Raw genomic sequence first — 20,077 nt, 5'->3', positions numbered from 1 at the left:
AAAGCTACACCGAACTGAACACAGTTCCCACCAACTTTCGCGACGCATACCCCGCTCGCCCCCCGTGACGCTACGGTTCTTGCGTGACCGACCGGTTCGTGTCAGAATACGACCACTTGATCCGGGGGTCCCCGCTGATGGCTCAACTTACACAACCGGTCGAGCCGTTCGGAGAGGTGAACGTCTACCGCCGGCCCGACGGCGCCCTCGAAGTCGTCGCGACGATCCTGATGGAGCCGGACATCGAGGGCGCGCGGACCGGGCTCGCGCTCGACGGCTCGGCGTCCATGCAGAAGATGTACGGGGCCAACGCGGTCGTCAGCCCACTGTTCCGCAAGGCGAGCGCGGCGAACAACGTGGTCGAGCCCGTGGCCCGGATGATGGCCGGGCACCTGGCCCGGTTCGCCGGCGACGGCAGGGCCCACGTGATCTACTGGGCGTGCAGCCCGGACGGCTCGGCGATCGAGCCCCTCGGCGCGTGCTCCGCGGCCGGGGCCGACGCGCTCCCGGTCCGCGGCCCGAAGCAGTGGGGCCGGCAGACGAAGCTGCTCCCCCCGGTCCGCTACTTCGTCGACCAGGTGTTCCGCGAGGCCCGCTGGGCGATCGCCGTGTTCGTCACCGACGGGGTCGTCGAGGACCTCGACGAGGTCAAGGCGTACTGCCTGGAGTTCGCCCGCAAGGTGGCCCGGGGGGAGCGGAACTTCGTGAAGCTCGTGCTGCTCGGGGTCGGCGAGGAGGTGGACGAGGGGCAGATGGAGGAACTCGACGACATGTTCGAGGGCTCCGACCTCCGCGACCCGAAGGGGGGCCCCATCGACCTGTGGGACCACAAGCTCGCCAGCGAGATGCGGTCACTGAACGAGATCTTCGCCGAGGTCGTGGACGACCAGGTCACGGTCACCGACTGGGGGAAGGTGCTCGACCCCTCCGGGCGGGTGGTGCGGGACTACGCCGACGGCCTCCCGGCCCGCATCCGGTTCCGCCTCCCCGCGGGCTCCGCGGCGTTCACCCTCGCGTTCCCCGACGGCCGGGTGACGCAGGACCTCACCGAGGCGCTGGACCGCCTCTGACCCCCGCCCTACTCGTCCCCCAGGAGCCCGCCCGTGGCCGAGAGTCAACAGCTCCCGAGCAACCTCGTCGCCCAGGAGTTCGGCGAGGTGAACGTGCGCCCGGTCGGGGCCGAACTCGAGGTCACCTTCACGGTCGCGATGGAGCCGCAGGGGGCCGGCGCCGAGGGCTGGCAGACCGGCGTGGCCCTCGACGCCAGCGCGTCGATGCAGAAGGCGTTCGGCCGGCAGCTCGTCGGCACGGTGCCCCCGGCGGTCCTCGCCGAGTACCGCGAGAAGGGCTGGGCGGTCGACCGCGCCGAGGACGGGAACCGGGCCACCAAGCTCACCACCCCGGGCCGCGAGGACGCCGTCCGCCGCGGGTTCGTGAAGCCGTCCGAGAACGTCGTCGAGCCCCGCGCCCGCGAGTTCGTCTCGTACCTCGCCGGGAACCTCGACGCCGACGGCGGGACCACGGTCGTGTACTGGGCGTGCGGCGACGGCCGGGGCGTCGAGGCGGTCGGCGACTTCACCGCGGAGCAGTGCAAGGGGCTCGAGCTCCGCGGGCCGGTGCGGGCCCGGTTCGGCACCGCGACGCACCTGCTCCCGGCCGTCGAGTACTTCACCGCCCGGTTCGCCGCCGCGGCCCGGGGGATGTACCTGTTCGTGACCGACGGCCGCCTCTCCGACCTCGACGCCGTGAAGCGGTTCACCGTTCACCTCGCCCGGGAGATCGCGGCCGGGCGGCGGAACCCGGTGAAGTGCGTGCTGATCGGGGTCGGCGACGAGGTGGACGAGCGGCAGATGGAGGAGCTGGACGACCTCGACACCGGCACCGACGTGGACGTCTGGGACCACAAGATCGCGGCCGAGATGCGGGGGCTGCTGGACATCTTCGCTGAGGTGGTGGACGAGAACCAGATCGTCGCGCCGCGGGCCGCGCTCCTCGACCCGTCCGGCACGGTGGTCAAGCAGTTCCTCGACGGCATGCCGGCCCGGGTGACGTTCCGGCTCCCGGCGGCGGCGGCGTGGTTCGAACTCGAGATCGAGGACCAGCGGGTCCGTCAGCCCCTGCGGTGAGGAGTGCGCCGATGCTCGTCCTGCTCCGGTTGTCGGCGATCGCGCTCCGCCAGGTCGCCGGACCGGGCTCGGACGCGGCCCTGAACGCGCTGGCCGACCGGTACACCGACCACAGCACCCGGCTCCTCGACACCCTCAAGGCGGCCAACGCGCAGGCCTGGACGGCCGTCGAGATCGCGCTCGCGGGGGCGTCGTGGTGGGACCGCGCGAAGCGGGCCGTGGCGTCGGGCGACCAGACCGGGTTCCGCGGCCAGGTGCAGGCGTTCCTCGAGGCGGTCGCGCCCGAGCCACTCGCCGGGGCCGACGCCGCGTTCCGGCGGGCGTGCCTCGCGGAGTTGCGGGCCGCCCGCGGGGCCGGGCTCCTCCCCGGAGAGGAGATCACCGACACCGGGGCGCTCCAGGCCCAGGCCCGGGCGCTGGCCCGGTTCGAGGACCCGAAGGCGGTGCTCGACGCCGAGTTCGCCGCGCTCGGCCGGGTCGCCGCCGACCTGCACGCGCAGGGGTACGAGAACCTCGGCCGCCTCGTGGCGCTGCGGCCGCCGGGGGGCCGCCCGCTCATCGTGATCGCCGTCGAGCACTTCTTCCGGCTCGCGGTGCTGGCCGATCCCGCCCTCACCGCCGAGTTGCAGTTCCACAAACTGGACGAACTCACCGAGCAGCAGGCGGCCGGGTTCGACGGGCTCCACCTCGCGCTGACGGAGCAGGGCGACCGCCTCGAGGGGCTCCTCGGGTCCGCCCTCGAACTGATCGAGGAGACGCACACCGCCGCCCGCCAGACCCGGGACGACGTGCGGGCGCTGCGGGACGAGATGCAACAGCAAGTGGCGTCGCAGGCCGCGCTGTACGCCGCGGTTCTCAAGGCCGTGCAACAACTGGCGGCGGGCGGGGCCGCGGCGGGCGGCGCCCGACCGGTCGCCGTACCGACGGCGGACACCGTCGCCGAGGTGAAGGCGCTCGTCGGCCAGGCCGGGGCGATGCCGACGGCGGAGAAGCGCCAACACAAGGCACTGTTTCGTGCCGTCGGGAAGTTGAAGGCGAGCGTGCAGGCTTACGAGACCCGGCGGAAGACCCGGAAAAATGTTCTGCCGTCCGCACTGTTCACGGGGGCGCCGGCCCCGGCACCCCGGCCCGCGCAACCAGACAACGCGGGCCTCCCGTTCGCTGAGCCCCTGGAGGAGCCCCCACCGCCGCCGGGGACGGTGAAGTCGATCTTCGGCGACATTCCCAAATCGAGGCCCCGCCGCAAGAAGCCCTAGCCGGGGTGCACTTTCGGAACTTTCCGGTTGCGACGCCCGTTAGGCGCGGCTAATATCTGCTCAGTTGAGCCCGCCGGACGCTACCCGCCTCGACCCACCCGCCTCGGTTCCCGCCTGCCCCACTCCGCAACGGAGCCCATCATGCTCACCATTCTCGGCGACAAGCAACGGTACTGCGACGGCGTGTCCCGCCGCAACTTCATGAAGATCGGCGCGCTCGGGGCCGGCGTCACCCTCGCCGACGTCCTCCGCGCCCGGGCCGGCCAGAACCCGACCACGAAGCCGTCGTCGAACAAGGCGGCGATCATGATTTACCTGCCGGGCGGGCCGTCGCACATCGACATGTACGACATGAAGCCCGAAGCGCCGGTGGAGTTCCGCGGCGAGTTCAAGCCGATCGCGACCAACGTGCCCGGCGTCCAGATCTGCGAGCACATGCCGCTCCAGGCCCGCATGTGGGACAAGTTCTCCGTCGTCCGGTCCCTCGTGGCGGTCGACGAGCACTCCGACTCGCTCGTGAGCACCGGGTTCAGCGAGAACGTGAACCGCACCCAGGGGCACCCGTGCTTCGGGTCGGTGGTGTCGAAGCTCCGCAGCGGGGCGGGCAACGACGTGCCCCCGTTCGTGAGCCTCCGCGGCAGCGGCAGCCCCGGCCTCGAGCCCGGGTTCCTCGGCGTGTCGCACCGGCCGTTCAGCCCGAGCGGCCCCGGCATCGAGAACCTGCGGCTCGCGAGCGGCATCCAGGTCGACCGGATGGACGACCGCAAGAACCTCCTCGGCCAGTTCGACACGATCCGCCGCGACATCGACGCCAGCGGCACCATGAAGGGGATGGACACGTTCGCCGGCCGGGCGTTCGACATGATCGCCTCGGGCACCGTCCGCAGGGCGCTCGACCTGAAGAACGAGGACCCGAAGACGCGCGACCGGTACAAGGGCGTCGAGCAGTTCCTGACCGCCCGGCGGCTCGTTGAGGCCGGCGTCGGGTGCGTCACGCTGAGCTTCGGCGGGTGGGACACGCACGAGGGGAACTTCAAGCAGCTCCGCACGCAGCTCCCGCAGTTCGACCGCGGCATCGCCAGCCTGATCGAGGACCTGCACGACCGCGGCCTGGCCGACGACGTGGTGACCGTGGTGTGGGGCGAGTTCGGCCGCACCCCGAAGATCAACAACCAGAACGCCGGTCGCGACCACTGGTCCCCGGTGATGTCGGCGCTGGTCGCCGGCGGCGGGCTAAAGATGGGGCAGGCGATCGGGGCCAGCTCGGCCCGCGGCGAGTACCCCAAGGACCGCCCGTACCGGGTGCCGCAACTGCTCAGCACCGTCTACCAGGCGATGGGGATCGACGCCGGCTACACGTTCCCGAACGGCTCCGGCCGCCCGATGTACATCCTCGACGACCGCGAGCCGGTCAGCGAACTGCTCTGATCTTTTGGCGAGCCGAGAGCGTCAGCGACCGGAGGTTTGCCCGCACGAACCGGAGGCACCCGCCTCCGGTTTTCGTTTGGTATAATGCGCCCGTCCCCCGAACCTCTCAGGCCGACACGGGTCCCCTTGTGGCGGAGCACGCTCCCCCGGACGACGGAGTGATGGTGTGGTCGCCGGTGGCCGCCCGCGGCGACGTCCGCAAGTGGCGGCTCCACGCCTGCGGGTGCGCCCGCACGCACTTCCCGCCGCGGGCCGCCAAGAAGTGGCTCGCGTTCCTCGACCTCGCCGAGCGGTACGCCGACGGCGAGATCACCGCCGAGGAGTTCACCCAGGCCCAGGCCCCGTTCCACCGCGGCCGCCGGCCCCGGCTCACCGGCGTGAGCGGCGACTTCGACCTCGCGCTGCGCGACTCCGAGAACCTCGCAACGACGTGGCGCGACCTTGTGATCGCCGCGAACCGCTCCTACGAACCCGGCGACCACCAGTACGACCTCGTGCTCCCGCGCTTCCGTGTCCTGACGGACCTGATCGGCCCCGGGCCGCTCCCCGAGTTCGACCCGTCGTGGCGGACGTCCACGGCGGTCGCGCTGGCGCAGGGGATGTACGACTCGCGGGACTTCGGCGCGATGCCGATCCTCGCCGACGCGCTGCAGGACGCCGGGTGCGGCGACGCGGTGATCGTGCGGCACTGTCAGGACACGGGGCAACTGCACGTCCGCGGGTGCTGGGTGGTCGATCTCGTGCTGGGCCGCCCGCAGGGGCCGCCGGTCAAGAAGAAGCGGAGCCGTCGGAGGCGCACTACATGACGGAAAAGCAGTGGCTCCGCAGTCGGGATGCCGAGGCGATGAACCGGTTCTATGGCGACCGACTCACCGAGCGGAAGGCGCGGCTCCTGATGCTCGCCGCGTGCCGCCGGCACCCCGGGCCGCTCGCCCACCCCGACGTGCGGCCGATCCTCGACCTCCTCGTGTCCCACTACGCCGACCCCCGGACCCCCGACGCGCCGTTCACCGGCCCGCACCTGACGGCCGCGTACCGGAAGATCGAACGCCACGCCTCCGCGACCGACAACGGCCCGGACCGCGGGCTGGCGTTCGGCCTCGTCGCCGCCGCCGAGCCGGTCAGCACCATGCGGCGGCTCAATGAGGACTTCGAGTACCTCGTGTTCAGTTGCCTGCACGACATCGCCGTTGGGGTCACCGAGGACCGTAACCCGAAGAAGGAGTCGAAGGCACAGGCGGCGCTCGTCCGCGAGGTGATCGGCAACCCGTTCCGGCCCGTCGCGCTCGACCCCGCGTGGCTCACGGGCACGGTGGTGTCGCTCGCCCGGCTCGCGCACGAATCGGAGGACTTCACCGCGATGCCGATCCTGGCCGACGCGCTCCAGGACGCCGGGTGCGAGGACGCCGACATGCTGACCCACTGCCGCGACCCGAAGCAGACCCACGTTCGCGGGTGCTGGGTGCTCGACCTGATCCTCGCCGCAACGGCCGAGAGCGCCCCCGCCCGCAAGCGCAAGGGGCGCGCATGACCCGCGAGCAGTGGTTCGCCGCGACGAACCCCGACCCCCTCGTGCGGGCGGTCCATGACGAATGGTTCGCGGCGTTCGGAAACGTGGGTCAACGGCTCCGCTACGATGTCGCTGCACGGCAACGGCTGTTCGCGTGTGCCGCGGCGCGGATGGTGTGGGACGTCCTCCCGACCGACGCCCGCAGCGCCGTCCTGATGTCGGAGCGGGTCGCCGGGTCTGAGATCAACGCGGCTGAGTTGCCGACCGTAAGGTTGCGGCTCGACTATGGGGCGGTCACCTTTCAACAACTCGCGTTCAACGCGGCCGGGTGGGCGTCGGCCGGAGCGTACGAGGCCGGCCGATTCATGCGGGGACACGACAGCACCACACTCTACGACCCGATGGAAGCCGCACGCAGCGCCGCCAAGTCCCTCGCGACACGGGCCACTGGTCCCGCGCCGCTCCGTCACACTCTCAAAACGAGTGCGTGGCACGCCGCGTGGACCGGGGTGTACAACGAGGCCCGCGCGACGCAGGCGCACTACGTGCGCGACATCTTCCCGCCGCCCAACTACGCACCGCGGTTCGACACGGCGTGGCTCACGTCAACGGTCGTCGCGCTGTCGCGGCAGATGGACGAGTCCGGCGACTTATCGATCGTTCCGATTCTGGCAGACGCGCTCGAAGACGCCGGGTGCGACGACGTTACGTTACTACAATGCTGTCGAGAGCCCGGGGGCGTCCACGTCCGCGGGAACTGGGTCGTGGACCTGGTGCTGGGCCGCGGGTAGTGCGTCGCGCGTGCGGGGCTTCCAATGAACGAAACGAAGTGGCTCACCGGCGTCGATGGCGAGGCCATGCTGGAGTTCGCCTCCGAGCGGCTGTCGCCCCGGCAGTGGGTGCTGCTGTCGTCCGCCGCCGTGCGCCGCCTCTGGGACCTGTTCCCCGAGGGCGTGCTTCGCGACGCGATCGACTTCGCCGAGCGGTCGGCGCACCCGCTCCCCGCGGCCGCCCGCACCGAGTGGATCGCGAAGATCGACGCGGCCACGCTCAAGGCCGTCACCGTGGCCGAACTGGCGCAGCGGGAGATCGTGCGGTCGTGCGACCCGGACGCGGCCGACCTCGACGCCCCGGTGCTGTCGCGGCCCAACCAGATCGCCCCGGCGTTCCCGCTGTTCCAGGCCGCCAGCCGCAGCGCCCGCAACGCCATCGAGTGGATCGCCAACGCCCTGACCGAGGGGGTGCAAGCGGTCCGCGTGCTGTTCCTGGAGCCGAACGAGGAGATGTTCGCACTGGCCCGGCAGCGGGTGGACGAGGCCGCCGAGACGCGGACCAACGCGAACCGGGCCGCGAACAACGCCATCCGGATGAAGGCGAGGGGCGACGAGATCGCCGACGAGGCCGCCGGCGCGAAGAACAAGCGGCTGTTCGAGTCGATCGCGCTCGAAGAGGTCCGAAAGGTCGAGGAGGGCGCCCGCCAGCGGGGCGGCGACTACGACCTCGACGAGAAGCGGGACCGGGCCGCCCGCAAGCTCCTGGCGCAGCACCTCCGCGAGATCGTCGGCAACCCGTTCACCCCGCCGCGGTTCGAACCCGCGTGGCGGACGTCCACGGTGGTCCAACTCGCGCAGGGCATCTTCGACGACCGCGCGTTCGACCGCCTGCCGATCCTCGCCGACGCGCTGCTCGACGCCGACTGCGACGAGGAGACGGTGCTGCGGCACTGCCGCGGAACGGAGCTGCACACCGCGAAGGAACCGGTCCCGCACGTCCGCGGGTGCTGGGTAATCGAGACGATCCTCCAGCGGTACGAGTCGCTCGCGCCCGAGAAGCCCGCCGGGAAGAAGCCCAAGCCGCGCCGCCGCACCCGCCTCGAGGACCTCGACCTCGGCTTCCCGCTCGACCTCGGCGACGACCGGCTGGCATAACTTCGCAGAGAAGAGATTGATCCACAGATTCCGCAGATGGACGCAGATTTTCAGACATCAGAGGACAGAAGTCAGAGATCAGATGAAAACCCGAGTTATGGTCCTCTGTCCTCTGTCCTCTGTCCTCTGTCCTCTGTCCTCTGTCCTCTGTCCTCTGTTTCATAATCTGTGTCCATCTGCGTAATCTGCGGATAACTCTCTTCCGACGCTCCCACTCCCGGAGTTCCCATGTCGATCCCCACGCGGCCGCTCGGCAAGACCGGCGTGCGCGTCTCGGTCCTGTGCCTCGGCGGCTGGCACATCGGGCAGCCGGCGATCGACGCCGACGCCGAGACGATGGTGCACGCCGCGATCGACGCCGGCGTCACGTTCTTCGACAACGCCTGGGACTACCACGAGGGCCGCAGCGAGGAGGTCATGGGGAACGCGCTGGCCACCGCTGGCCGGCGGCAGAAGGTGTTCCTGATGACGAAGAACTGCGGCCGCGACGCCGCCACGAGCCGCCAGCACCTCGAAGACAGCCTCCGCCGGCTCCGCACCGACGTCATCGACCTGTGGCAGTTCCACGAGATCAACTACGACAACGACCCCGAGTGGATCGTCGAGCGCGGTGCACTCGCCGCGGCGCTGGAGGCGCAGAAGGCCGGGAAGGTGCGGTTCATCGGGTTCACCGGGCACAAGCACCCGGACATCTTCAAGAAGATGATCCCGGTCCACGCCTGGGACACCTGCCAGCTCCCCGTGAACGTGTGCGACTACTTCTACCGGAGCAGCATCCACGAACTGCTGCCCGAGTTGAAGGCCCGGAACATCGCCGCGATCGGCATGAAGAGCCTCGGCGGCGGGAACCTCGAAGTCGGCGGGCGGATCGTGTCGGGCGGCGTCGCGACCGCCGAGGAGTGCATCCGCTTCGCGCTCTCGCAGGACATCGCGAGCCTGGTGGTCGGCATCGACTCGATGAAGGTGCTGATGCAGGACGTGGCCGTCGCCCGCGATTTCAAGCCGATGGCGAAGGACGAGGCCGACGCGCTCCTGGCCCGCGTGAAGCCGGTCGCGACCGACGGCCGGTACGAGTGGTCGAAGTCCACGCAGAACTTCGACGGCCCGTACCACCGCCGCCAGCACGGCTTCGCGGAATAATGTGGGCGAGCGGGGCCGTGAGTCCCCGGTAAACCGTGACCAACCGGGGGACCCACGGCCCCCGCTCGCCGAGGGCTCCACATGGCGGTGCGGCTGTCCTGTCCGTCGTGCAACACCGAGGTCACGCTGCCCGATCTGCCGGCGAACCGGCGGGCCGCGTGCCCGCGGTGCGGCGACGAGTTCCCCGTGCGGGCGTGGCAGGACGTCGCCGGTGCTCCCTCGACCCCAGGTGCCGCCCCGCAAGTTCAACCGCCCTCACCCGCGAAGCGGAAGTCCGCGTTCCCGCGGGCGGTCGTGCTGGCGCTGCTCGCCGCGTGCGTCGGCCTCGGCGTGTCGCTCTGGGTCGTGCGGAACCGCGGCGACAAGGCGAAGACCAACCCTGCGGCGCTGCGGCCCGAAGGGGCCGTACTCCCGCCCGCCGAGCTCGAGGGGCTCGGGTACCTCCCGGCCGACACCAACGTCGTGTTCGCGGTCCAACCCGGGGCGATCGTCGCCTACGCCCGGCAGACCAACCAGGACCCGCGCGGCCTCGTGATTCAGGCCGGGGTTCCGGCGCAGGTGCTCGACAGCCTCACGGCTGCCGGTCTGACGCTCGGCCAGTTCGACCACATCGCGGGCGGCACCAGCCTCGGCGACGCGGCGTTCGAGATCCGACTCGCGCTGGCGCTCGTGCTGCGCCGCCCGCTCGACGACGAGGAAGCGTTCCTCGCCGCACTCAAGGCCAAGCCGCAACCCGGCGAGCACGACCGGTTCGCCGTCGAGTTCGCCAGGCTGCCGCTGACGATGGCGCGCGTGTCGCCGACGGTGTACGTGCTCGGGTTCGACGCGAAGAAGGACCTTGCGGCCGTGGCCGAGCGCCGCGGGCCGGGCGGCACGCACTTCACAGCCGACCTCGCACGCCGGCTCGCGACGCAGGTTCCGGCCGACGCCGCCGCGTGGGTCGCGACCGCGGGCGAGCAGTGGTCCGAGAAACCGGCCGTGCAGATGGTGGTCGGCCAGTTCCTGCAACGTAAAGAATGGCTGCCGGTACTGGCCCAGGGGCGGGCCGGGATCGCGGCGCTCACGCTCGGCGAGCGCCCGCGGTTGTGGGTCATCGTGAAGTGCGTCGACCCGGAGACCGCCGGGAAGGTCCGGGGCTATTTCGCGGACCGGGCCGGGACCGATCCGAAGGTGCAGCACGGCGGCGAGGGCGACGTCGCGTTCCTCGACCTCCCGATGGACCCGGCCCGCCTCTCCGCGACCGTGCGCCAGTTCCTCGCCGACGCGGGCGAGCGGTGATTGGTAGCGGCTCGGTTGGAGTTGTTCGCCTCACGCGGGCCGCCACGGAGGGTGGCCCCAACAGGCCCTGAGCCACTCTCCGGTAGGGGCCGCCCTCCGTGGCGGCCCGCCAGCCACTTCTACGGATCTCGCCGGTACTTCCGCAGGACAGCCGCTACTTCTTCCGCTTGTAGACGATCGTGAACATCGGCTCCTTCGTGTCGCCCATGAACATGCTGAAGTTGATCGTGTCGTCGTCCGGCATCACCGACACCGCCTTGTGCTTCGTCGGCTTGCCGTCCTGGCCGGGGCCGTCGCCGGTCATCGTGAGGGTCTTGGTCGCGGCGTCGAACGTCCCCTCCAGCACCATCGTGGACGCGCTCATGCTGTCCACCCACACGCCGACGTACTTTTTCTTCGCGGCGTCGTAGCTGTCGAGGCTGCGGCCCGAGAACTTCGACCCGAACAGCTCCGTCTCCAGCGCGCCCGCGAGCCACAGGCCGCCGAGTTCCATCTTGTAGACGACCGTGCCCTTCGCCTCCATCCCGCCGAACTTCATCGTCATGTCCCAGTTGCCCTCCATCTTCTTGAGCACGTCGTGCTCGGGGCCGGGCTTGGCCGGCGACTGGGCGTGGACCGGGGCGGTGAGGGCCAGAACGACCGCGCAGGTGCTGAGCAACTTCATCGAGAGCATCTCCAGGGGACCGGGCGATTCGTGAACGCAACCGCCCGCGGCGTTGCAACGCCACGAGCGGGGGAAGGGTACCGCAGGGGTATGCGGGGCGGTAGCTCAGTTGTGAGTCGGTCGCGTGAAAGTTACGCGAGGATCTCCTTCACGACGCGGCCGTGAACGTCGGTGAGGCGGTAGTCGCGGCCCTGGAACCGCACCGTGAGCCGCTCGTGGTCGATGCCGAGCAGGTGCAGCATGGTCGCGTGCAGGTCGTGGACCGGGAACACGTTCTCGACCGCGTTGTACCCGAACTCGTCGGTCGCGCCGTAGCTCGTCCCGCCCTTGATGCCGCCGCCCGCGAGCACCACCGAGAACCCCTTCATGTGGTGGTCGCGGCCGCTGCCGCCCTGCGACATCGGGGTGCGGCCGAACTCGCCGGTCAGCACGATGAGCGTGTCGTCGAACATGCCGAGCCGCTTGAGGTCCTTCACGAGCGCCGCGAGCGGCTTGTCGATTTCTTCAATCTTTCCCTTGATGCCGTCCTTCACGCCGCCGTGGTGGTCCCAGTCGCGGTTGTAGAGCTGGATGAACCGCACCCCCTTCTGCGCGAGCCGCCGGGCGAGCAGGCAGTTCGCCGCGAACGACCCGTCGGCCCCCTTCGCCCCGTAGCTCTCCAGCACCTTCGCGTCCTCGCCCTTAAGGTCCATGAGCGCCGGCACGCTGCTCTGCATCTTGAACGCGAGTTCGTACTGCGCGACGCGGGTGGCGACCTCGGGGTCGTCGATCGCGGCGTTGTGGATCTGGTTCAACTGGCTCACGGCGTCGATCACGTCCTTCTGCTGGTCCTGCGCGACGCCCTTGGGGCTGGCGAGGTACAGCACCGGGTCGCCCTGGCCGCGGAGGTGGACCCCCTGGAACCGCCCGGGGAGGAACCCGGCCGCCCACTGCCGCGACGCGATCGGCTGCATCTGCCCGCCGCGGCTCGACGTGAGCACCACGAACCCGGGCAGGTCGTCGGCCTCGGCCCCCAACCCGTAGGTGAGCCACGACCCCATGCTCGGCCGGCCCGACACGCTGCTGCCCGTGTTCATGAACGTGTGCGCCGGGTCGTGGTTGATCGCCTCCGTGTGCAGCGACCGCACGATGCACAGGTCGTCGGCGACTTCCGGCAGGTGGGTGAACAGTTCGTTCATCTCCTGGCCGCTCTTGCCGTGCTTCTTGAACCCCCACTGCGGCCCGAGGCACGTCAGCTTCGCGCCCTGGAGTTGCGCGATCGGCTGACCCTTGCTGATGCTCTCGGGGAACGGCTGACCGTTCCGCTTCGCGAGTTCGGGCTTGTTGTCGAACAGTTCCAGGTGGCTCGCGCCGCCGGCCAGCACGATGAAGATGACGCGCTTGGCCTTCGGCGGAACGTGCGGCTTCGTCACCACGCCCCGCCACTTGTCCTCGCCGGCGGAGGCGGGTGACGTGCCGAACAGCGAGCCGAGCGCGACCGCCCCGACCCCGCGGCAGGCGTGCGTGAGGAACGTGCGGCGCTGGTGGAGGCGAACGGCGCGGAGGAAGTCGGGGGTCATGGTGTTACTCGGGTAAAGCCCCGCGTCGCGACGCGGGGGCTTGAGTGGAATGACTCATACCGAATCGCAGGGATTCGTTTCTTTGTTGGTGGGGCAGGCATTCGTGCCTGCCTCCGGACGCCTTCGGAGGCAGGCAAGAATGCCTGCCCCACCAAGAGCAACTGATCCACGCGAGTCGGTATCACTGCCGCGTGATGGTCTCGTGCAGGTTCAGGATGACGCGGCACACGTTGGTCCACGCCGCGAGTTCCTCGGGCTTCGCGTCCTTCGGGGCCGGGGCGTCGCCGATCGCCACGAGCGCCTTCGCCTCGGCCGGCTTCGCGGCGAAGTCGGTCCGGTGCTTCTCCAGCACCTTCGCGAGAACCGCGGCTTCCGGTGCGGTCGGCTTGCGGCTCGTGGCGCGCTCGAACGCCCACGCGATGCGGGTCGCGTCGTCCTTGCCGCCCTCGGCGAGCGCCTTCTGCCCGAAGACGCGGGCCGCCTCGACGAACTCCGGGTCGTTCAGCAGCACGAGGGCCTGTTGCGGGATGTTCGACCGCGGCCGGTCGCACGCCGCCTCCTCGCGGCTCGGGGCGTCGAACGCCACCATCGCCGGGTGCGGGAACGACCGCTGCCAGTGCGTGTACATCCCGCGGCGGTACACTTTCTCGCCGGCGTCCTTCTGCCACTCGCGGGCCGGGAAGTTCAGCGCCGCCCAGTACCCCGGCGGCTGGTACGGCTTCACACTCGCCCCGCCGACCTCGCGGTTTAAGAGCCCGCTGATCGCCAGCGCCGAGTCGCGGATGAACTCCGCGTCGAGCCGGCCCCGCGACTGCCGCGCGAACAGCCGGTTCGCCACGTCGCGCTCGCGGACCGCCGGCGTCTCGGCCGACGACTGCCGGTACGTCGAGGACGTGACCATGAGGCGGACCATGTGGCGCACGTCCCACTTCTGCTGGAACTCGGTCGCGAGGCACTCGAGCAGTTCCGGGTGCGTCGGCAGTTGGCCCTGCGTTCCGGACTCTTCGAGCGAGCGGGCGATGCCGTGCCCGTAGAAGAGCCGCCAGAGTCGGTTCACGGTCACGCGGGCGGTCAGCGGGTTCTCGGGGGCGACCGTCCACTTCGCGAGGTCGAGGCGCGACGGCCGCGCCTTGCCGTCGCGTGCCGGAAGCGGCGGGAGGAACCCGGGCGTGTTCGGCTGCACCACCGGGCCGCTGTCGTCGAGCCAGTTGCCGCGGGGGAGGATGCGGACGGTTCGCGGCGCGCCGCTCTGCGTCATCAGAACGTGCGGGACCGACTTCGCGAAGTCGTCGCGGGCCTTGGTCGCGGCGGCGATCGCGTCGCGCTCGGCCTTGAGCCCCGGCGCGTTGGTCTGTGCGAACGCCGCGAGTTTGGCGACCTCGGGTGCGGTGCGCTCGGCCGGCTTCTTGGCGAGCACCGCCTTCAGATCGGCCGGCACGGCGACGACCGCCGGGGCCTTCTTACCGACGGGCGGGCTCGTCCACTTCTCGACGTCGGCGAACGACTCGGGCTTCTCGGCGTACTCCTTCGCGGCCGCTGCGAGCTTGCCCTGGGCGGCGGTGATCGCCTCGCCGAGCGCCTTGAGCTTCACCTCCTGGTCGGGCGTGGGGACCGGGGTGCCGGGGCCGCGGTTGCCGACGGCCGGCTCTTGGACGTCGGCGAAGAACGCGGCGACCGCGTAGAAGTCGGCCTGGGTGTACGGGTCGAACTTGTGGTCGTGGCACTCGGCGCACATGATCGTGCCGCCGAGCCACACCTGCCCGTAGTTCCGCACGCGGTCCGCGGCGTACTTCGCGATGTACTCCTTCGCCTGCGCGCCGCCCTCTTCGGTGGTCTGGAGCAGCCGGTTGTACGCCGACCCGACCCGCTGTTCGAGCGTCGCGTTTGGCAACAGGTCGCCGGCGAGTTGCTCGACGGTGAACTGGTCGAACGGCTTGTTCGCGGTGAAGCTGCGGATGACGTAGTCGCGGTACGGCGACACGTTGATCGGGTTGTCGCTGTGGTACCCGCACGAGTCGGCGTACCGCACGAGGTCGAGCCACCACATCGCGAGCCGCTCGGCGTGGTGCGGCGACGCCAGCAACTTCTCCACGACCTTCTCGTAGGCGTCCGGGGCCGGGTCCGCGACGAACGCCCGCACCTCTTCGGGGGTGGGGGGCAGCCCGGTGAGGTCAAAGTGCAGTCGGCGGATCAGGGTTACCTTGTCGGCTTGGGCCGCGGGCTTCACGCCCTCCTGCTGCAACTTGTACAGGACGAAGGCGTCGATCGCGTTGCGGACGGGGGCGGGCGGGTTCTCGACCTTCGGCACCGCGGGCGTGCTCACCTTCGTGAACGACCAGTGCTCGGCGTAGCTCGCGCCCTCGGCGACCCACCGCTTCAGCGTGGCGACCTGGGCCGGCGTCAGCGGCGGCTTCTTGAGCGAGTCCGGCGGCATCCGCAGCTCGGCGTCGGGCGAGCACACGCGGGTGATGAGTTCGCTCTCGTCGGGCTTGCCCGGCACGATCGCGCCGGCCTTCACGGCGGCGTCGCGGACGTCGAGCCGGAGCTTGGCCTTGCGGGCCTTCTCGTCCGGCCCGTGGCACTGGTAGCACAGCGTCGCGAGGACCGGCCGCACCTCGCGGTTGAAGTCCACCTTGGCGGCCGCGGGCTCGGCCGCGCCCGCGGGGGTGCTCGTGAACGCAGCACAGAAGCAAGCGAGGAGGATACGCATGGCGGGGAGGGGGCTGGCGGTCACGGACGGTGGTAAAGGCGGGCAGTGGTGCGATTGTCCCCCGCGGCACGCGGGGCGTCTTGTGCGATGGCCGCGGGAAATTGTACGGCGGCCGCACGGCCGCCGCGGGCCTGATTCCATCTCACCCGACGGCGGGGCCGGACGCAAGCGGATCGCGACGAATCATACCAGGCGCGTTGATTGATTACTGTAGCCGGCCTCTGTGAGGCCGGTGCTTTGGGACTCGCCATGCTCCGGCCTCACAGAGGCCGGCTTCAGAACGGAGTCGAATCACCCGGCCTTGGTGTCACATCTCCGAGCCGAGCGTGGTGAGGTACCGGAGCACGTCGCGGACGGAGATGACGCCCACCGGCTTGCCGTCCCGAACGACCGGGAGGTGCCGGTAGCCGCCCGCGTCCATCTTCCCGAGTGCGACCGCGAGGGCGTCGGTCGGCTCCACCGTTTCGGGGCCTAGGGTCATGAATTGCGACACGGGGAGCCGGTCGTACCCCGCGACCCCGGCCACCTTCGTGAGGAAGTCGCGCTCGGTGAGGATGCCGACGAGGTCGCCGCCGGGCCCGGTGACGAGGACCGCACCGACCCGCACGTCGATCATCTGGCGGATCGCGTCGCCGAGCGTGCCCGTTGCGGGCACGGTGACCGGCGGCCGCGGCTCCAGGACCGAGACGGGCGTGGTGAGCAGGTTGGCCTCGAGCGGCCCCTGGGCCAGGGGCCCGTCGAGCGACGTGAGCGCGGCCAGGCACTTCGTGCAGGCGTCGGCCCCGGGCGGGTTCACGGTTTCACAGAGGGGACAGCGCATGGGAAGTGCGGAGTTCGGAACGCGGAGTGCGGAATGAAACACCAAAACCCCGACCGGAGTCGCCTCCTGCCGGGGTTGTTGTATTCAATTCCGCGTTCCGAAGTCCGCGTCCCGCACTCAGGACACCGTCCACACGTCCTCGGCCTTGAACAGGTCCTCGAGCTTGCCCTTGCCCTTCTTGGCGACCGCGTCGCTGATGCGGCCGTCGAGGATCTCCTCGTAGGTCGGCTTGCGGACGCTGCGGAACACGCCGACCGGCTCGGGGAACGGGTTCACCGCGTCCTTGCCCGTGTCGTGCGAGAGGCGGCTGAGCAGGTACGCGAGGGTCGCGTCCTCGTTCGACTCGTCGTGGGTCAGCAGGTCGTCGACCTGGCAGTCCTTGCCGACGGTCACCACCTCGGGCTTCACCCCGGTGAGGCGGATGCCCTTGTTCTTGTCCTTGCCGAAGATGAGCGGCTTGCCGTGCTCCAGGTACAGCAGGTTGTCCGACTTCACGCTCTTGTCAGTAGCGTACTCGAACACGCCGTCGTTGAAGATCTTGCAGTTCTGGTAGATCTCGACGAACGCGCTGCCCTTGTGCGCCGCGGCCTTCTGGAACGTGGCGACCATGTGCTGCACGTCGAGGTCGATGGTGCGGGCCACGAACGTCGCCTCGGCGGCCAGCGCCAGCGACAGCGGCTTCACCGGCGTCTCGAACGACCCGCCGGGGCTCGTCTTGCTCGGCGTGCCGAGCCGGCTCGCGGGCGAGTACTGGCCCTTGGTGAGCCCGTAGATCTCGTTGTTGAACAGCAGCACCTTGATGTCCACGTTCCGCCGCAGCGCGTGGACCAGGTGGTTGCCGCCGATGGAGAGGCCGTCGCCGTCGCCGGTGACGACCCACACCTGCAGGTCCGGGTTGGCGAGCCGCAGCCCGGTCGCGAACGTCGGCGCGCGGCCGTGGATCGTATGGAACCCGTAGGTGTTCATGTAGTACGGGAACCGGCTCGAGCAGCCGATGCCCGAGACGAACGCGATCTTCTCGCGGGGCACGCCCAGCGAGGCGAGCGCCTTCTTCATCTGGGCGAGGATCGAGTAGTCGCCGCACCCGGGGCACCAGCGGACTTCCTGGTCGGTCTTGAAGTCGTCGGGCTTGAGGGTCGGCAGAGAGGTCGTGGCGGCCATTGGTGTGTCGTGGGTAGAGGTTGAGGGTGGGGTTCTGGGAGGCAAGGCCCGCACGCCGCGACGCGTGGGCCGGCGCGGTCACGTCAGCAGCGCCGTGATGGCGGCCTCGATCTCGGACACCAGGAACGGCTTGCCCTGCACCTTGCTCAGCGCCTCGGCCGGGGCCAGGTACTTCGCCCGCAGGAGCCACGTCAGTTGGCCGCTGTTGAGTTCGGGCACCAGGATCTTCTTGAACCGCTTCAGCACCGCTTCGGTGTTCTTCGGCATCGGGTTCAGGTACCGGAAGTGGACCTGGGCGACCCGCTCCCCGCGCTTCCGCGCCCGCTCGACGGCCGTGGTGATCGACCCGTAGGTGCCGCCCCACCCGACGACGAGCAGGTCGGCGTCGGCGTCGCCGGTCACCTCGAGGTCCGGGATCGTCAGCGCGATGTTCTCGATCTTCTGGGCCCGGGTGCGTGTCATGTGCTCGTGGTTGGCCGGCTCGTAGTTGATGTTGCCGGTCACGTCCTGCTTCTCGATGCCGCCGATGCGGTGCTCGAGCCCCGGGGTGCCGGGGACCGCCCACGGGCGGGCCAGCTTCTCGTCCCTCTTGTACGGCAGGAACGTCCCGGCCTTGCTGTTCTTCACCTCGTCGTCGCCGTTCTCGTGCCCCGGGCCGGTCCACCCGGCGCTGTTCGCCGCGGTCGCGTGCTTGATGTCGATCTTCGGGAGCTTGTCGAGCTGCGGGAGCTTCCACGGCTCCGAGCCGTTGGCGATGTACCCGTCGGACAGGTAGAAGATCGGGCACATGAACTCGGCCGCGATGCGGACCGCCTCGATCGCCATGTCGAAGCAGTCGACCGGCGACTGCGGGGCGACGATGGCCACCGGGCTGTCGCCGTTGCGGCCGAACATGCACTGGAGCAGGTCGGACTGCTCGGTCTTGGTGGGCAGGCCGGTGCTCGGGCCGCCGCGCTGCACGTTCACGATCACGAGCGGGAGCTCGGTCATGACCGCGAGGTTGATGGCCTCGCTCTTGAGGCACACCCCCGGGCCGCTGGTGCCGGTGATGCCGATGGCCCCGCCGTAGCTCGCGCCGATGGCGACGCCGATGGCGGCGATCTCGTCCTCGGCCTGGAACGTCTTCACCCCGAACCGCCGCAGCTCGGCGAGCCCCTCGAGGATGCCGCTCGCGGGGGTGATGGGGTAGCTGCCGTACACGAGCGTCTTGCCGGCCTGCTGGGCGGCGGTGGCGAACCCGAGGACCGCGGCCTCGTTACCGGTGATCTTGCGGTACGTGCCGGGGGAGATCTTCGCCTTGGCGACCTGGTACTGGACCGGGAGCAGTTCGACCGTCTCGCCGTAGTTGTACCCGGCCTTGAGGGCGGCGGTGTTCGCGGCGACATACTGCGGGTTCTTCGCGAACTTCTCGCGGATCCACTTCAGGGTCACGTCGAGGGGCCGCTCGTACAGCCAGTACACGAGCCCGAGCGCGAAGAAGTTCTTGCAGCGGTCGGCCTCCTTCGGGCTCAGCTTGAACTCGGCGACCGACTCGCGGGTGAGCTTGGCGACCGGCGTGCGGACCACGCGGTACCCGGCCAGGCTGCCGTCCTCGAGCGGGCTGATCTTGTACCGGGCCTTGTCGAGGTCGGAGACGCCGAAGTTGTCGGTGTTGGCGATCAGGATGCCGCCCGACTTCAGGTCCTTCAGGTTGGTCTTGAGGGCGGCGGGGTTCATCACGATGAGGGCGTCGAGCGCGTCGCCGGGGGTGTGGATGTCGGACGCGCTGAAGTGGACCTGGAACCCGGAGACGCCCGCGAGGGTGCCCGCGGGGGCGCGGATCTCGGCGGGGAAGTCGGGGAACGTCGCGATGTCGTTGCCGGCGAGGGCCGAGGTGTTCGTGAACTGCGTGCCGGCGAGCTGCATGCCGTCGCCCGAGTCGCCGGCGAACCGGATCGTGACCGCGTCGACCTGTTCGCGGACGTGCTTGGGCTTGTGCCCGTTCGAGCTGCCGTTGGGCCCCACGGCGGGGGAGGCGAGAGAGCCTTGTTCGGAACTCATGAAACCAGATCCTCGGAGGGGAAAGTGCCTTCGGACCAGGAGAGATGGCCCGGGGGTTGTATGGGGAGACTCAGAGGTAGCGGTTCATCTTACTCCGCAATCGGCGGCCGGGTACAGACGAGGGCGGAATCTGGACAGGCTTTAGAACGTCACTTGCGGGGCAGTGCGGCCGGCGGTTGAGGGCGGGCGCGATGGTTCCGGGCGACACGGACACCCCACTCCCGGAACCATCCTGAAGTCCGGAATCAACCACACAAGACCGGAAGAAAGATGATTGGAATGGGCGCAATGTCGTGACGGTGGAGGTGTTGCGGGCCATTACCGAATCGGCCAGTGGAACCGGAGCCAATCGCGCAGCTCCGGAACCATCACACGCGCAAGGTGTGCGTCTCGGTTGCTGGTGTAATCGGAATGAGACTGACCCGGCCGGGGGGCGCCCGGCGGGGGGCCACAACAC

Annotated in this window: 16 protein-coding genes; 10 read left to right on the top strand and 6 right to left on the bottom strand. The window is 69.9% G+C overall.

From position 1 onward, the window contains the following. The first annotated feature begins 137 nt into the window (after window positions 1–137). From ACTIGN_RS31845 to ACTIGN_RS31800, 10 genes are all read left to right on the top strand, one after another. On the top strand, window positions 138–1,070 hold the full coding sequence (locus ACTIGN_RS31845) for a VWA domain-containing protein (protein WP_439631570.1): 933 nt from the start codon (window positions 138–140) through the stop codon (window positions 1,068–1,070). Between the two features lie 33 nt (window positions 1,071–1,103). Further along, the gene (locus ACTIGN_RS31840) at window positions 1,104–2,126 is read left to right on the top strand and encodes a vWA domain-containing protein (protein WP_439631568.1); all 1,023 of its coding nucleotides are present in this window, start codon (window positions 1,104–1,106) and stop codon (window positions 2,124–2,126) included. Between the two features lie 11 nt (window positions 2,127–2,137). Next, window positions 2,138–3,382, top strand: coding sequence for a hypothetical protein (locus ACTIGN_RS31835; RefSeq protein WP_439631566.1), 1,245 nt, complete (start codon window positions 2,138–2,140; stop codon window positions 3,380–3,382). Window positions 3,383–3,523: 141 nt separating this feature from the next. Then, window positions 3,524–4,810 carry a DUF1501 domain-containing protein gene (locus ACTIGN_RS31830; protein WP_439631564.1) on the top strand — a complete coding sequence of 429 codons (1,287 nt, stop codon included), beginning with the start codon at window positions 3,524–3,526 and terminating at the stop codon, window positions 4,808–4,810. Between the two features lie 161 nt (window positions 4,811–4,971). Then, window positions 4,972–5,616, top strand: a complete 645-nt coding sequence (locus ACTIGN_RS31825) for an SHOCT domain-containing protein (protein ID WP_439631562.1) — start codon at window positions 4,972–4,974, stop codon at window positions 5,614–5,616. After that, the gene (locus ACTIGN_RS31820; protein WP_439631560.1) at window positions 5,613–6,341 is read left to right on the top strand and encodes a hypothetical protein; all 729 of its coding nucleotides are present in this window, start codon (window positions 5,613–5,615) and stop codon (window positions 6,339–6,341) included. The genes ACTIGN_RS31825 and ACTIGN_RS31820 overlap by 4 nt, the downstream gene beginning before the upstream one ends. Then, window positions 6,338–7,111 (top strand): hypothetical protein, encoded by a 774-nt coding sequence (locus ACTIGN_RS31815; protein ID WP_439631558.1) that lies wholly within the window; start codon window positions 6,338–6,340, stop codon window positions 7,109–7,111. The genes ACTIGN_RS31820 and ACTIGN_RS31815 overlap by 4 nt, the downstream gene beginning before the upstream one ends. Window positions 7,112–7,135: 24 nt before the next feature. Next, complete coding sequence (locus ACTIGN_RS31810) at window positions 7,136–8,248, top strand: hypothetical protein (RefSeq protein WP_439631556.1); 1,113 nt, start codon at window positions 7,136–7,138, stop codon at window positions 8,246–8,248. Between the two features lie 228 nt (window positions 8,249–8,476). Then, window positions 8,477–9,388: an aldo/keto reductase gene (locus tag ACTIGN_RS31805; protein ID WP_439631554.1), complete on the top strand. Its 912-nt coding sequence runs from the start codon at window positions 8,477–8,479 to the stop codon at window positions 9,386–9,388. Between the two features lie 81 nt (window positions 9,389–9,469). Then, window positions 9,470–10,666, top strand: a complete 1,197-nt coding sequence (locus tag ACTIGN_RS31800; protein ID WP_439631552.1) for a hypothetical protein — start codon at window positions 9,470–9,472, stop codon at window positions 10,664–10,666. A 154-nt stretch (window positions 10,667–10,820) separates the two neighbouring features. On the opposite strand, the gene ACTIGN_RS31795 is transcribed toward ACTIGN_RS31800, so the two are convergent. From ACTIGN_RS31795 to ACTIGN_RS31770, 6 genes are all read right to left on the bottom strand, one after another. Beyond that, window positions 10,821–11,330 carry a DUF1579 domain-containing protein gene (locus tag ACTIGN_RS31795; protein ID WP_439631550.1) on the bottom strand — a complete coding sequence of 170 codons (510 nt, stop codon included), beginning with the start codon at window positions 11,328–11,330 and terminating at the stop codon, window positions 10,821–10,823. A 131-nt stretch (window positions 11,331–11,461) separates the two neighbouring features. Continuing rightward, window positions 11,462–12,889 carry a DUF1501 domain-containing protein gene (locus ACTIGN_RS31790; protein WP_439631549.1) on the bottom strand — a complete coding sequence of 476 codons (1,428 nt, stop codon included), beginning with the start codon at window positions 12,887–12,889 and terminating at the stop codon, window positions 11,462–11,464. 181 nt (window positions 12,890–13,070) lie between these two features. Continuing rightward, on the bottom strand, window positions 13,071–15,599 hold the full coding sequence (locus tag ACTIGN_RS31785; protein ID WP_439631547.1) for a PSD1 and planctomycete cytochrome C domain-containing protein: 2,529 nt from the start codon (window positions 15,597–15,599) through the stop codon (window positions 13,071–13,073). A 307-nt stretch (window positions 15,600–15,906) separates the two neighbouring features. Beyond that, the gene (locus tag ACTIGN_RS31780) at window positions 15,907–16,419 is read right to left on the bottom strand and encodes a CBS domain-containing protein (protein ID WP_439631546.1); all 513 of its coding nucleotides are present in this window, start codon (window positions 16,417–16,419) and stop codon (window positions 15,907–15,909) included. Between the two features lie 117 nt (window positions 16,420–16,536). After that, window positions 16,537–17,580, bottom strand: coding sequence for a 2-oxoacid:ferredoxin oxidoreductase subunit beta (locus ACTIGN_RS31775; protein ID WP_439631544.1), 1,044 nt, complete (start codon window positions 17,578–17,580; stop codon window positions 16,537–16,539). A gap of 78 nt (window positions 17,581–17,658) precedes the next feature. Then, the gene (locus ACTIGN_RS31770; RefSeq protein WP_439631542.1) at window positions 17,659–19,620 is read right to left on the bottom strand and encodes a 2-oxoacid:acceptor oxidoreductase subunit alpha; all 1,962 of its coding nucleotides are present in this window, start codon (window positions 19,618–19,620) and stop codon (window positions 17,659–17,661) included. Between the last annotated feature and the right edge of the window lie 457 nt (window positions 19,621–20,077).

The organism is Gemmata sp. (assembly GCF_051859125.1).
Classification (GTDB): Bacteria; Planctomycetota; Planctomycetia; order Gemmatales; family Gemmataceae; genus Gemmata.
This window is presented reverse-complemented; position numbering and strand designations above follow the sequence as displayed.

Bases quoted from the DNA above. Each gene is read 5' to 3' on its own strand.
- ACTIGN_RS31785 (WP_439631547.1), bottom strand. From the start codon at position 15,599: ATGCGTATCCTCCTCGCTTGCTTCTGTGCTGCGTTCACGAGCACCCCC.
- ACTIGN_RS31815 (WP_439631558.1), top strand. From the start codon at position 6,338: ATGACCCGCGAGCAGTGGTTCGCCGCGACGAACCCCGACCCCCTCGTG.
- ACTIGN_RS31820 (WP_439631560.1), top strand. From the start codon at position 5,613: ATGACGGAAAAGCAGTGGCTCCGCAGTCGGGATGCCGAGGCGATGAAC.
- ACTIGN_RS31810 (WP_439631556.1), top strand. From the start codon at position 7,136: ATGAACGAAACGAAGTGGCTCACCGGCGTCGATGGCGAGGCCATGCTG.
- ACTIGN_RS31775 (WP_439631544.1), bottom strand. From the start codon at position 17,580: ATGGCCGCCACGACCTCTCTGCCGACCCTCAAGCCCGACGACTTCAAG.
- ACTIGN_RS31825 (WP_439631562.1), top strand. From the start codon at position 4,972: ATGGTGTGGTCGCCGGTGGCCGCCCGCGGCGACGTCCGCAAGTGGCGG.
- ACTIGN_RS31845 (WP_439631570.1), top strand. From the start codon at position 138: ATGGCTCAACTTACACAACCGGTCGAGCCGTTCGGAGAGGTGAACGTC.
- ACTIGN_RS31800 (WP_439631552.1), top strand. From the start codon at position 9,470: ATGGCGGTGCGGCTGTCCTGTCCGTCGTGCAACACCGAGGTCACGCTG.
- ACTIGN_RS31830 (WP_439631564.1), top strand. From the start codon at position 3,524: ATGCTCACCATTCTCGGCGACAAGCAACGGTACTGCGACGGCGTGTCC.
- ACTIGN_RS31770 (WP_439631542.1), bottom strand. From the start codon at position 19,620: ATGAGTTCCGAACAAGGCTCTCTCGCCTCCCCCGCCGTGGGGCCCAAC.
- ACTIGN_RS31780 (WP_439631546.1), bottom strand. From the start codon at position 16,419: ATGCGCTGTCCCCTCTGTGAAACCGTGAACCCGCCCGGGGCCGACGCC.
- ACTIGN_RS31805 (WP_439631554.1), top strand. From the start codon at position 8,477: ATGTCGATCCCCACGCGGCCGCTCGGCAAGACCGGCGTGCGCGTCTCG.
- ACTIGN_RS31835 (WP_439631566.1), top strand. From the start codon at position 2,138: ATGCTCGTCCTGCTCCGGTTGTCGGCGATCGCGCTCCGCCAGGTCGCC.
- ACTIGN_RS31795 (WP_439631550.1), bottom strand. From the start codon at position 11,330: ATGAAGTTGCTCAGCACCTGCGCGGTCGTTCTGGCCCTCACCGCCCCG.
- ACTIGN_RS31790 (WP_439631549.1), bottom strand. From the start codon at position 12,889: ATGACCCCCGACTTCCTCCGCGCCGTTCGCCTCCACCAGCGCCGCACG.